General features: G+C 34.1%; 13 protein-coding genes. 2 read left to right on the top strand and 11 right to left on the bottom strand.

The features are described from left to right. Positions 1–170: 170 nt before the first annotated feature. Positions 171–1,004 (bottom strand): phosphopeptide-binding protein, encoded by an 834-nt coding sequence (locus tag QYS47_RS03585; protein ID WP_302103356.1) that lies wholly within the window; start codon positions 1,002–1,004, stop codon positions 171–173. A 94-nt stretch (positions 1,005–1,098) separates the two neighbouring features. On the opposite strand from QYS47_RS03585, the gene QYS47_RS03580 reads away from it, so the two are divergent. Next, positions 1,099–2,073, top strand: coding sequence for an isopenicillin N synthase family dioxygenase (locus tag QYS47_RS03580; protein ID WP_308357741.1), 975 nt, complete (start codon positions 1,099–1,101; stop codon positions 2,071–2,073). Between the two features lie 3 nt (positions 2,074–2,076). After that, on the top strand, positions 2,077–3,255 hold the full coding sequence (chrA, locus tag QYS47_RS03575) for a chromate efflux transporter (protein WP_322347749.1): 1,179 nt from the start codon (positions 2,077–2,079) through the stop codon (positions 3,253–3,255). Here chrA and QYS47_RS03570 read toward each other — a convergent pair. From QYS47_RS03570 to QYS47_RS03525, 10 genes are all read right to left on the bottom strand, one after another. After that, positions 3,244–4,152 (bottom strand): S66 peptidase family protein, encoded by a 909-nt coding sequence (locus QYS47_RS03570; RefSeq protein ID WP_322347748.1) that lies wholly within the window; start codon positions 4,150–4,152, stop codon positions 3,244–3,246. The two genes, chrA and QYS47_RS03570, sit on opposite strands and share 12 nt — an antisense overlap. A gap of 81 nt (positions 4,153–4,233) precedes the next feature. Then, complete coding sequence (locus QYS47_RS03565; protein WP_308357744.1) at positions 4,234–4,764, bottom strand: OmpH family outer membrane protein; 531 nt, start codon at positions 4,762–4,764, stop codon at positions 4,234–4,236. Between the two features lie 16 nt (positions 4,765–4,780). Then, positions 4,781–5,323 carry an OmpH family outer membrane protein gene (locus QYS47_RS03560; protein WP_308357745.1) on the bottom strand — a complete coding sequence of 181 codons (543 nt, stop codon included), beginning with the start codon at positions 5,321–5,323 and terminating at the stop codon, positions 4,781–4,783. Between the two features lie 6 nt (positions 5,324–5,329). Then, positions 5,330–7,996: a BamA/OMP85 family outer membrane protein gene (locus tag QYS47_RS03555; protein ID WP_322347747.1), complete on the bottom strand. Its 2,667-nt coding sequence runs from the start codon at positions 7,994–7,996 to the stop codon at positions 5,330–5,332. Continuing rightward, positions 7,993–8,721, bottom strand: a complete 729-nt coding sequence (locus tag QYS47_RS03550; protein ID WP_308357747.1) for an isoprenyl transferase — start codon at positions 8,719–8,721, stop codon at positions 7,993–7,995. Before QYS47_RS03550 ends, QYS47_RS03555 begins: the two co-directional genes overlap by 4 nt. A 78-nt stretch (positions 8,722–8,799) precedes the next feature. Continuing rightward, a complete protein-coding gene (gene porG, locus QYS47_RS03545) occupies positions 8,800–9,513 on the bottom strand; it encodes a type IX secretion system protein PorG (protein WP_308357748.1) in 714 nt (237 codons plus the stop codon). A 5-nt stretch (positions 9,514–9,518) separates the two neighbouring features. Beyond that, positions 9,519–10,739 (bottom strand): hypothetical protein, encoded by a 1,221-nt coding sequence (locus QYS47_RS03540; RefSeq protein ID WP_322347746.1) that lies wholly within the window; start codon positions 10,737–10,739, stop codon positions 9,519–9,521. A 60-nt stretch (positions 10,740–10,799) separates the two neighbouring features. After that, a complete protein-coding gene (locus QYS47_RS03535; RefSeq protein WP_308357750.1) occupies positions 10,800–11,687 on the bottom strand; it encodes an NAD kinase in 888 nt (295 codons plus the stop codon). Further along, positions 11,680–12,342 carry a CBS domain-containing protein gene (locus tag QYS47_RS03530; RefSeq protein ID WP_308357751.1) on the bottom strand — a complete coding sequence of 221 codons (663 nt, stop codon included), beginning with the start codon at positions 12,340–12,342 and terminating at the stop codon, positions 11,680–11,682. Before QYS47_RS03530 ends, QYS47_RS03535 begins: the two co-directional genes overlap by 8 nt. Beyond that, on the bottom strand, positions 12,339–13,106 hold the full coding sequence (locus QYS47_RS03525; protein ID WP_322347745.1) for an alpha/beta fold hydrolase: 768 nt from the start codon (positions 13,104–13,106) through the stop codon (positions 12,339–12,341). Before QYS47_RS03525 ends, QYS47_RS03530 begins: the two co-directional genes overlap by 4 nt. Between the last annotated feature and the right edge of the window lie 76 nt (positions 13,107–13,182).

Below are 13,182 nucleotides of genomic sequence, written 5' to 3'. Positions count from 1 at the left end.
TTATAAGAATTTTGTTCCTTAAACTCCGTTTTTTCTGAGGGCGTTTAAACTGAGGGCTAAAATTAAGTAATTCGCTTTTGATGTGCTAATAATTCACTTAAATATAAAAACACAAAAAAATAGCCCGCAATATAAATTGCGAGCTATTTTATAATGCTTTCGAATGTTAATTAAGAAGCATCCCCTTCTTTTAACATCACGGTTCTTTCAACTGGATTGAAAGGACTGTCAACTAAATTCCCCTCTTTATCTAATAATTCTAATTTAACCGTCATTTCTCCCATTTCAGCTCCTTCAATGAAATATGGCTGCCATTTATCTAACATAAATTCTTGACCATTAATGGTAGCTCTTACAGTATTTCCGTCTAAGGCTAAATCAGTATTTAACAAATAAAAATCTAACAATACCTTTTCAGCATCTTTTCCTACGTAAGTTCCTTTAGGTCTACTGTAGAACATGTGAGGTGCAGATAAGTCTGCAACTTCATCCTCATTAGGCTCTCGACCTACCGTAAATTGACGAATGTTTGCAGCGCCATAGCTTTTTACACTTTCGTGATATGATCTTGACAAGAATGATAGGGCTACATAATGGCCTTCCTCAAGGTCTTTTGTGAATTCAGCTTCATAATGCGCTGTATACGGTTGATTATTCAAAATTAAGTGGATATGCTGTCCCTTTCCAGAATTGGCACAATTCTTAATATCTGCATCAATAGTTTGAGTCCCTAATTCGTAATTTTTTACGTTGTAAGAAAAATCTATTGCACCTGCTTCTGCAATTACTTCATTTTCCATTGGGCTTAACATTTCCAACATGGAGTCATCAAATTGAGGTGACTCTACCGGAGTTAACATGATTTTTGAAGTAGTTTCTTCAACATCTTTAAACTCAGTATTTTCTTCTTCTGTCTGTGCTTTTTCTTCTTTATTACCAGTGCTACATGCAAAAATTGTAGCTATCGCGAATAAAAAAGTAAATCTTATTGTGGCTTTTTTCATGGTTTTATGTTTTTTGATTTATTTTACCTTAGTAAAGTGTACTAAGGTAGTGTGATTATGTTACACTATCAACAGTTAAACCCCGGATAGTGTTATGAGCAAGAAATTATATACCGAAATCCCTTCCTTGAATCTGGAAGATTTCACAAATGGAACTGCAGAAACTAAAGAGCAGTTTGTAAAAGAATTAGGCGAAGCTTACAACAACATAGGTTTCGTAGCGATTAAAGGTCATTACCTAAGTGACGAGCTAAGCCAAAAATTATATGCTGCAGTTGAAAAATTCTTCGCTTTAGATAGTGAACAAAAGAAAGCCTACGAAAAAGAAGAGTTAGCTGGACAAAGAGGCTACACAAGTAAAGGGAAAGAACAAGCAAAAGGACATAAAGTACCAGACTTGAAAGAATTCTATCAGGTAGGGCAATTTGTACCTGAGGATCATGAATTAAAAAAAGAGTACCCTGACAATCTGTGGCCAACTGAAGTGCCTGAGCTAGCCGAATTAGCAAAAGAGGCTTATCAGAAACTTGAAAAAACAGGCTTTGAAATGCTTCGTGCAATCGCTCTTTATTTAGGCTTAGATGAAAATTATTTTGATACTCATGTAACCTATGGAAATAGTATCCTAAGAGCTATTCATTATCCTCCAATAGAAAATCCTGAAGATTTACCTGAAGATGCAGTAAGAGCTGCACAACATGGTGATATTAATTTAATTACTTTATTAATGGGGGCTAGTGCTGACGGATTGCAAGTATTAAGAAGAGATGGAGAGTGGATTCCAATTACAGCATTACCCAATCAATTAGTCGTGAATGTTGGCGATATGCTAGCTCGCTTAACGAACAATAAATTAAAATCTACAATTCATAGAGTGGTTAACCCACCTAAAGAGCAAATGAAATCTTCTAGGTATAGTATACCGTTTTTCATGCATCCTAAATCGAGCATGGATTTAACTTGTTTAGATAGTTGTGTAGATGCAGAAAACCCAAAACAATATGATGATATGACAGCTGGACAATTCTTAGAAGAACGATTAGCTGAAATCGGATTACTGAAGAAGTAATTAGTGGTTAGAAATATCCGATATCTCATTTATTTGAAGGATATTTTTATCCTATCTCTCACCACTTTTGGAGGTGCCACTGCTCATTTTGCGCTATTCTTAGATTATTTGGTCTATAAAAGAGGCTACTTAACGGAAAAAGAATTAATTGAAATGAATGCCCTGTGTCAGATGTTGCCGGGGCCATCTTCTACTCAAATTCTTACAGGTTTAGCCACTAAAATAGGAGGAGCACCTTTTGCTTTTATCACATTATTTGTTTGGGCAATTCCAGGAGTTGCTTTAATGACAGCTTTTGGAATATTAATGTCCAATATTGATGAAAATGAGCTATCCACTCATTTTCTAACCTTTGTTCAACCGATTGCAGTAGGTTTTGTGGCTGCCGCTGCCTACAGAATTGTTAAAAAGGTGATTCATACTAAAACCAGTGTCATTTTACTTGTGGTATCTGCTAGCATCACGGTTTTGATCAATTCCCCTTATTTATTCCCCCTATTAATTTTAGCGGGCGGATTCATTACTGGACTAAAGTATAAAGCTCAACCCATAGAAGAAAAAGAGAAAATCAAGATTCGCTGGACAGCCTTAATCATTTGGATTAGTGTTTTAATATTGATTGCACTCATTGGTTTATTTACTCAATCTTTACCAATTCGACTGCTAGAGAATTTTTACCGTAATGGGAGTCTAATATTTGGGGGTGGCCAGGTATTAATTCCTTTTTTGTATACGGAGTTTGTAGATTTTAAGGATTATTTAAGTTCTTCAGAATTTCTAAGCGGATTCGCCATTGCACAGGCGATACCTGGCCCTACCTTCTCATTTGCTAGTTACATCGGCACCTTGTCGATGCGTGAATATGGAGTTTGGGGTGAAATATTAGGGGGCTTCTTAGCCGCAGTGGGAATATTCGTACCGGGTACCTTGATGATGATTTTCTTAATAAGATTCTGGGACCAATTGAAAAAATTCAGAATCATTAAAGCCTCTCTAGAAGGAATAACTGCGGTCAGTTCAGGGATGGTGGTAGCCGCAATTTTCCTACTATTTGAACCTGTTCAAGCAAATCTATTGAATTTTAGCCTAATACTAGGAACAGTAGGAATTCTTTTGTTTACCAAAATTCCAGCTCCTTATGTGGTGTTGATTGGCTTGTTAGCTGGCTTTTTATTGGGGTGAAACACCATAAGAGATTTCCGACTCCTTATCTCTCACTTTCATATTTACTTTTGCCCCATGAACGATTGGATGATTATCCTCACCATGCCCAAAAGGAAAATTAAATCCAATTGGGAAATCATACTCTTTGCAATGAGCCAGAATAATCTCTTCAAGAGATTGACCATATATAGTTTTATCTTCTATCAAATTGGTAAATTGACCAACTACTAGGCCTGCTAAATCTTTTAGCTTATTCGCTCTTTTTAATTGCAGAAACATTCTATCGATATGATAAAGTGGTTCAGCCACTTCTTCAATGAAGAGGATTTGACCCCTATAATCTAATTCAGACCTTGTCCCAATTTGATTTACTAATAAAGATAAGTTACCTCCTATTAATGATCCTGTTCCCTCTCCATTTTTATTGAATTTACTCTTAGCTTCCATTTTATCAACCTTACCTTTTAAACAATCAAAAATAGAGGTTTGATATTGACTATCGAGCTTTGAAAGGCCCTGTAAAACACTTGCATGCAAAGAGGCAAATCCCTTTTTATACGTGACATTTAAAAGAGCAGTAATATCACTAAAGCCAATAATCCATTTCGGGTTCTCTTTGAACTTTGTCCAGTCTAAATCATCTAATATATGAGTGATGCCAAATCCTCCTCTGGCACAGTAAATTGCTTTGGCTTCAGGTTGATCTAAAGCGTTTTGAAGATCAGATAATCTATTTTCATGGCTGCTACCAAATTTAAAATATGCGTTAAAGGTATTCTTACTAATCTCTATCTTGAATCCTTTTTCTTTAAGAATCTCAATACCATTTTCTACTTTTTTTTTATCTACTACTCCTGATGGACTGAGCACCAGAATTAGATCACCTTCTTTTAAAAATGGAGGAAAAATAGCCATATATATTACCTTAAAACAAAAAAAGCCTTGAATTTCTTCAAGGCTAATATCTTTATAATTTAATTGATTAACTAATCAATCTTATTCATCAGTTGCTGATGCATTTGGAGCTTCAACACCCAATTTATTTAATACCATTGGTGAAATATCACCCGCTTCTTCGTCAGAGATATATAATAATGCCTCAGCTCTTACGATATGAGTGTATCCATTTTCTTCAGCTACTTTATCAATAGCATTTTGAATTTTCTCATATAACGGTTGATACAACTCTTGTTGCTTACGAGCAATTGATTGCTCAGCATCTTGCTGAAATTTTTGTAATGATTGCTGTAAGCCTTGTAATTCTTGCTCTTTTTCAGCTCTCATTTGCTCAGTCATAGTAGGAGCATTTTGCTGATACTCTGCAACCTGCTGCTGAAAATCTTGGTATTTTTGTTGAATAGAATTTGAAAATTGCTTTTCGTAAGCAGCAACTTGAGATTGCACTTCTTTAGATTCTGGCATTAAGCTCAATACATAATCAGCATTCGTGAATCCTATTTTTGTTTCTTGGGCACTTGCAGTGTAAAATAAACCCAATGCTAAAATTAATATTAATCCCTTTTTCATATTTGTTTTCACTTTATTAATTCTTATTTAAATCGTTTTCATCAATTAGTCCTAGTTCTTCTAAAACTAAGTCTGTATAATCATGTACAGGATCTGTATAAATCATAATTAACTCACCTGCCTTATCAAATACTATTTGTAGCCTTTCCTTTTTTGCTACTATTTCAACCCCTTCAAAAACTTTATCTTGAACTGGTTTTATTAATTCTTTCTTTTTGAGAAATAATAATCCATTGAATCCAAATACTTTATTTTGATACTCTTCAACTTCCTTTTCTCTTTTTTCAATTTCGGCTAAGCGCTCTTCTTTTAATTCTTTTGTTAGTAAAACCTCTTCTGCCTTTAAAGCAGCGTATTTCGATTCAATCTCTTTACGCATTTGCTTTATTTCATTTTGCCATGCACTTGTCAAAGCATCAATTTCTTGTTTAGCTTCTGCATACTCAGGCATTTTACTTAAAATGAATTTAGAATCCACGTAACCAAATTTTTGAGCCAGCGCCTTTTGCGAGGCAATACCCAAAATTACAATTGTTATTAGGACTTTAACAAATCTCATACCAATTTATCTCTGCTGATTACCAATAGTAAAGTGAATTTGGCCTCCACTTCTAACATTTGTGCCTGGAGCATTATCAAAACCATATCCCCAATCAATACCAATAGTACCAAAAGCTGGCATGAAAATTCTGGCTCCAAAACCTGCTGAACGTTTTAGATCATAAGGATTATATTCACTAAAACTAGTCCAAGTATTTCCTGCTTCACCAAATCCTAATAAAAATATTGTTGCAGAAGGATTTAATGATACTGGATAACGTAGCTCCATCACAAACTTATTATAAATAGTTCCTCCACTGACTTGACGTCTTGTCATTGATCCATTCTCAAAGGAAGGCACAAATTCAGTCGGCCTTAATGAATTATCCTCATAACCCCTTAATGCAATGATATCACTACCTAAAATAAATCCTTGACCTCCTGCTAAACCAGAACCGCCTAAAATGAATCTTTCAAATGGCCCAACTCCTACTTTATCGCTATAACTAGATATTATTCCAAAATTCGCTCTTGTGTTTATAACTAAATCACCTGCAATTTTATTAAAGAATGAAGCATCAAACATCCATTTATTAAATTCAAGGAAGTTAATACTTTGCTCAAATGATAGTTCATCGTAATTTTTATTATTCAATAAACTATATGGAGGAGTTAATGAAACTGATAAACTAACATTTGAACCACTTCTTGGATAGATTGGATTATCTACACTATTTCTAGCAATTGTAGTTTTAAAGTTGATATTATTAGCCTCACAATCAGTACATCCCAATTGGAATCCAATTCTTCTTGAATTATTTAAAGTATAACGAGAATACTCCAATGAATTGGCCAATGTAAAGAAGTTGTCAGGCCATTTTAATCTTCTTGATAAACTCACGAACCCTCTAAAAATTCTGAATGAGCCAGAAATCCCTGATCTTGGATCTCTGAAATTCACGAAATCACCTTGATAAGAATAACTACCTCCTATAGTTAAGGCATTTGGCTTTTTACCTCCTAACCAAGGTTCTGTGAATGAGAAATTATAACTCTGGAATTGCCTACCATTTGCCTGAAATTGTAAAGATAAAATCTGTCCATCTCCAACCGGTAGTGGATCCCAATTTCCAAAGTCTAAGAAATTACCTAAGGAGAAATTGTTAAAAGTAACTCCTAAACTACCTACAAACCCGATAAAACCTCCCCATCCACCAGATAATTGGATTTGATCGTTTGAAACTTCTTCAAGTTCCCAGTTAATATCAACTGTTCCATCATTCGGATTTGGAACCGGAGTAGGATTAACGGTTTCTGGATTGAAATATCCTAATTGAGACAATTCTCTCTGTGTTCTAATTAATTTCTGACGACTGAACTTTTCTCCCGGGATGGTCCTTAATTCTCTAAGAACCACATGATCCTTCGTTCTTGTATTTCCTTTTATGGTTACCTTATTAATTGTTGCCTGAGCACCTTCATAAACTCGTAATTCAATATCAATTGAATCTTGCTCTACATTTACTTCTACTGGTGTTACATTAAAGAATAGGTAACCATTATCCATGTAAATAGAACTAATATCATTTCCTGTAGGGTCGTAATTTAATTTCCTATTTATCTTTTCGAGATTGTATATATCTCCCTTTTTAATATTTAAAACTGAACTTAAAACCTCATCATTATACTTGAAATTACCCGTCCAGTTGATATCGCGGAAATAATACTTTTGTCCCTCATCTACTCCAATTTCGACTGCAATATTTCTTCCTTGTTTGTATATGCTGTCGTATGTAATCTCAGCATCTCTATATCCTTTACTGTTATAAAATTCAATTAATGAATTTTTATCTTCTTCATAATCAGCTTTAACAAGTTTTGAAGATTTAAAGAAGTTCACATTTACATGTTCACCAAAGTAATCTAAAGCTTTATTTAAGCCAACAGAATCTTGCTTAAATAAAAATTGAAACCAGTTTTTAGGTTTAGAGTGAATGGCTCGACTGACAACATCTTCAAATAAGGTGAATCTCAATTTCTCATTTGTATTTTTCATTCTACCTCTTAACCTTCTGTCTCCAAAAGACTCATTCCCGACAAAATAAATATCTTCAACCTTAACTTTATTCTTTTTATCTATTTGAAAGATTAATTCAACTCCATTTCCGACAAGATTGTCAGGTCTTTGAATTGAACCAACCTCCACATTTAAGAAACCTTTATCAATAAAATACTTCTTGATATTTAATTCGGCATTTTTAACTGAGGCATCGGTAAGTATTCTTCCTTTTACCAAGCTCAACTCATCAGATACTTCAGATATTTTTGATTTTTTGATGCCCTGAAATGAATATTTCGTTAACCTCGGTCTTTCCGTTAAATCGAGGATCAATTTGATTTTACCCTCTTCAACTATTTCATATTTAACGGCAATATCTGCAAAAAGACCTTGCCTCCACATTTTTTTGATGGCGAAGGAAATATCATCACCTGGGATATCAATTCTATCTCCTTTGGAAATTCCTGTAATGGCGACAACCGCCCCTTCATCCAAATATTCTAATCCATTTGCTACAACCTCAACTACTTCATATTTTCGAGGCTTACTGTAATCCATTGATGGATTGACCTGCGCAAAAACAGATGTTGCGCTTATAAGAATAGCTATTACTACTAATAGATGTCGTTTCATTCACTTAATACTTTTCCAAATCTTCTTTCTCGAGATTGATAATTCAATAATGCTTCATGTAAATGTTCCTTTCGGAAATCTGGCCACAATATATCAGTAATATAAATTTCTGAGTAAGCCAATTGCCAAAGCATGAAATTACTAATCCTATATTCACCACTCGTCCGGATTAATAGTTCAGGATCCGGTATTCCTGATGTAGATAAAAATTTTTCAAACTCAACCTCTGTTAAGTCCTTAGCTTTTAGCTTATTATTTTCAGTTGCAGTCATTGCTTTTCTACATGCCTGCATAATATCCCATTTCCCACTATAATTTAATGCTAAAATCAAATTTAAACCTTTATTGTTAGCTGTTTGCTCAATCGCAGATTCCAATTCATTATTGCACTTAGTCGGCAACTTTTTAATATCTCCAATGGAAGACAATCTGACATCATTTTCCATTAAAGTTTTCATTTCAGACTTAATAGTTGACACTAATAATTGCATTAAAGCATCAACCTCCATTTTTGGTCTTCCCCAGTTTTCAGTTGAGAAAGCATATAGACTTAAATGTGAAATCCCTAACTCTGCACATCCTTCAACCGTATCACGGACAGACTTAATAGCATTTTTATGACCGAAAACTCTGGCTGCACCTTGTTTTTTTGCCCATCTCCCATTACCGTCCATAATAACGGCTACATGTTTTGGTAAATTGTTTTTATCCAAATTTTTTTCCATGTTCAATCAACTGCTCCAAATAAGGCCGCAAGGTACAAAAATCATTATTATTAATAAACTTGTGTGGAAATTCTACAGTTATTTTTTAAGCGGAACTGGGCAATTTATCCCCCAAAAGGTATAGCTTATTGATAAGCCAGCGAAATAATACCAATCATTATCATTCCAATTCCCAAACTGAAAATCAGAATTTCTTTTATCAGTAATCTGTTCCACTGAAATGTTATCTAAATAATCATAAAATAATTTTCTTGCAGAAAACTCAAAGTTTAATGTCCATAGGGGGCCCAAGCTATATTTTATTCCTCCTCCAAACGGAATCATTAACTGAATATCACTATAATCTGCATTTTTATCAGCTCTGTTGATAAGAAAAAAACCAACCCCAGCAGCTAAATAGGGTGTAAATTTCACCAATGCTCTTTCTGTACGAAAATCAAGAAAATCATAAGTTGCTACTCCTGAAATCTCGGTTATAAAATCTTGAAAAGCAGCATTTCTTACCTGCGCTTGTGGATCAATTGGGTTTTGGTCACTTCCTTTTATTCTACCTGCACCGAAATTCAGTTTAGCCCCGAAGCCTTCTTTAAAATTTCTAGAGTAAAATAAATTAACTCCTACTGATTGATTGGTAATATTATAAGTTCTAATGAGATCACCTGTATAATTAAAACTGGCAATCCCTCCTCCAAATTCTTTTGATTGAGCATTTATAGTATTTGAAAATAAAATAAATGAAATTAAGAATAGGCCAATGTTCGTTTTGTATGACTTAAAGAAGAAATTTAACATAAATATTATCTAAACTTTGCTCCTTTAACGAGCCCACCGCTCAAAATGTATGAAACAGATATATTTGTTACAATATAAATATCATTATCTCGCGGATTACCTCTTATATTTCTTCTAGGATCATCATTGCCAAACCCTCCGTTGGAACCATATCCAGCAGCTCTTCTCCACGTGAAATCAGGATTTAAAGAGGATGTTTTATTATCTATTCTTTGAGTATAAAGAACTGGTTGAATACTTTCTATAAAAGTATTAGCATCAAATTGATTTGACTTATCCGACATGGCCATTGCTAAAGCAGCATTAGGATCGGATGGATTACCAAAAACCCCTAAATCTACATACTCACCACTTACATCATCTAAATAATCGGTAAATGTATGTCTGTAACTTAAATCAAGTGCAATATCTAAATTATTTGTCAACTTATATCTTGCACCAATTCCTAAGGGGATTACTAATTGGAATCTACTGTAAGGATCAGGTAAATCTTTACCAAAAGCGTTTTTGTACTCATCTCTAGTAGCCTGATCTGCAAATTGTCCTTCTGTACCTAATTCTCTTAAACTTACCCATTGACCTGATTGTTCAAGAGGATAATACCTTGTACCTTCAAAGTCACCTGGGTTATCTACTTGAAAAGCATCAGTGGAAAAATATTCCGGAGCCAAGCCCTTTGGATTATGATAAAAGACACCAACACCAAAAGTAACGTACACATTGAAAGGTGGACGAGATGAGAATCGACCCGAATGCTTGAAAAGATCTACTCTTCCTTGTGCGGTCAATTCAATAATATCATTTCTAAAATCTAAATTTCTTAAGTATCGATTCGCATTCTCAGTAGTGAAGTTACCTTCTCCAATTGTTTCCTGATCTGATCCTTGTAATCGACCCCACATTAAATTTGCTTTCCAAGAATACCTATCGCCAAATCTTTGTTGAATAAACAAGTTGATTCCTGGGCGTGTAAATGAAATGTCGGTACTTGCAGCGGATGAAGTTGGTGCGATTTCACCGAAATAGTTTAATGCGTTTATTCCTCCTCCGAATGAGTAATAAGAAATCTCAGGATTGAACAAACGTTTAGAACCTGAAAATGAACCAATTCTTTTAGCACTTTTCCTTCTTTTATTCTTGCCTCCAAAAATTTGAGCATCAACACTATCTGGCAACACTATTGCTGCAGACATTATAATTGTAAAAGCTAGTAATAATTTTCTCATCCTAATATTGGTTCTCTACTTAAAGAGCAAAAATAATATAAAAAATTAAATTCGTGGTAATCAATTCCTTAAATCTAATCCCCAGTTTAATTTTTGTCTTAGCGTATCAAAATAGTTCAATTGATCAAACGTAATCAATTTAGCTTTAAAATCAGCTTTTCTAACTGACAATTTTATAGAAGAATCGACAGAATGTGATTTTGAGTCGAGGGATACTAAGAATTTATTGCTTCTTCCCTCTATTTTGAAGGATATAACGCTTTGATCTGAAACGATTAAAGGCCTAACATTCAGATTATGAGCACTAACTGGTGTGATTACAAAATTATTAGAATGTGGAAGAATAATTGGCCCTCCACAGCTTAAAGAATAGCCTGTAGAGCCCGTAGGGGTTGCTACTATTAATCCATCTGCCCAATATGAATTCAAATATTCTCCATCTACATAAGTATGAACTGTAATCATAGAGGAAGAATCTGTCTTTAAAATTGCAAATTCATTTAAGGCAAAAGGCTTTTTTTCAAAAACGTTGGAATCAGTTTCAAGATGGATTAAAGCTCTGCTATCTACCTTATAGTTTTTATTTAATAAATCCGATAATGCTTTATCAATCTTATCTTTTGGAGTAGTGGCTAGGAAACCTAATCTTCCTGTGTTAATTCCTAAAATTGGAGTTTCTAAAGCACCAACATAATTGACTGCTTCCAGAAGAGTACCATCACCTCCCAAGCTGATCAAATAATGAACCTCATCTGATTCGCTAAGTTGAGTGAAAATATCAAAATTGGCATATTCAGGGAATGCAGTATTAAATTTTTCAGCAAATAACTCTGAAACAATCAACTCTGCCTTAGAAGAGATTAAAACATCTACAACTCTTTTAATGTGAGGCTTTACCTCATCATTAAATACTTTACCGTGAAGAGCAATTTTAATGGTATTAGGCATCTAAATAACGCATTAGCATATCTAATCTTTCTTTCTCATTAGATATTGATTTTACCTCCTGATATTTAGCAACCACTTTATAGCCAAATCTTTCTAAGGTAGCGATGATGTGGGTAAGATCAACCTTATTAATTTTAAGGGTTAATCTAAATTTTGTAGGTTCATTTTTATCAATATTCAGACTTGAACCCATTACTCGAGCATCATTGGATTCAATTAAACGGCTTATTTCACTTAATGAATAATCGGCTTGGTTCATAGATAAAACAATAACACCTCCTTCACTTTGAATTGAAGCTGACTGAGAAAAAATTGACAGCGCATCAGACAAAACTGCAACGCCTAAAAATTCATCTTTTTCATTTAAAACAACTACACATTCAAATTCAAAGTTTGTTGCTTTTTTAACCGCTTCGTAAGTATGTTGGTAATCATAAACGAAACAATCCTCTCCTCTTAAAAGAAAGTCTCCTACTTTAGCTCCTACATCATTCTGATCAATAATCATATCCTCTGTAAGGAAACCCAAAAAGGTTTTATCTTTTATTACAGGTAAAGCATGAAGACGTAATTCTTCCATCCAAACTAATGCTTTAGCTGCATCGTCTGTCACCTTAAGTGGTGGGATCATATCGTTTATCAAATCTACTATCATTTCATTTCTACTCGTTCTGTACTTTTTAACCAATCCTCAAGGTAATTGTTAAATATCTCCGGATGCTCCATCATAGGTGCATGACAACATTTGTCAATGAATTTAAGGGTAGTGTTTGGTATTAATTTATCAAATTCATGCGCTACCATTGGCGGAGTGATGGTGTCATTTAAGCCCCAAACTAGCAATGTAGGTACCTGAATTTTTTTAATTTCTTCACGCATATTATGTCTTTGAGCAGATTTTGCAATCGCTACTATACGCATACATTTCGGTATACTTTTAGTAGTCTCAAAAACTTCATCTACTAATTCTTTGGTTGCGGTTTTTGGATCATAAAAAGTGTAAGCTACTCTTTCTTGGATATAATCATAGCTCCCTCTTTTAGGGAATGAACCACCCATTGTATTTTCAAATAAGCCAGAGCTTCCAGTTAAAACAAGTCTTTTTATTTGGTCAGGATGCCTTAAAGTGTAAATCAAAGCAACATGTCCACCTAAAGAATTACCTATTAAATTCATATCTGATAATCCTTTCTGCTCAACAAAGCCTTCAACAAAGTCGGTTAAAGCATCAAGGCCTGCTTTTTTAATGGGCATTTCATAAATAGGTAGTAAAGGAATGAGTACTCTATATTCCTTTGAAAATTTATTTACAACTCCTTCCCAATTACTAAGTGCGCCAAAAAGACCATGTAAAAGTACTAATGGTTCACCTTGGCCTTCATCAATATAACTATATTCTCCTTCTTTATGTATTTTCATATTATTTTTAAAGCGTTGAGGATTACCTTCCTCTAAGTTTATTCAAATTTTATAATTCCTTTAACGAAAAGAAACT

The organism is Marivirga arenosa (assembly GCF_030503875.2).
GTDB classification, from domain to species: Bacteria; Bacteroidota; Bacteroidia; order Cytophagales; family Cyclobacteriaceae; genus Marivirga; species Marivirga arenosa.
The sequence above is the reverse complement of the archived record's forward strand: the minus strand, read 5'-3'. Positions and strand labels throughout refer to the sequence as shown.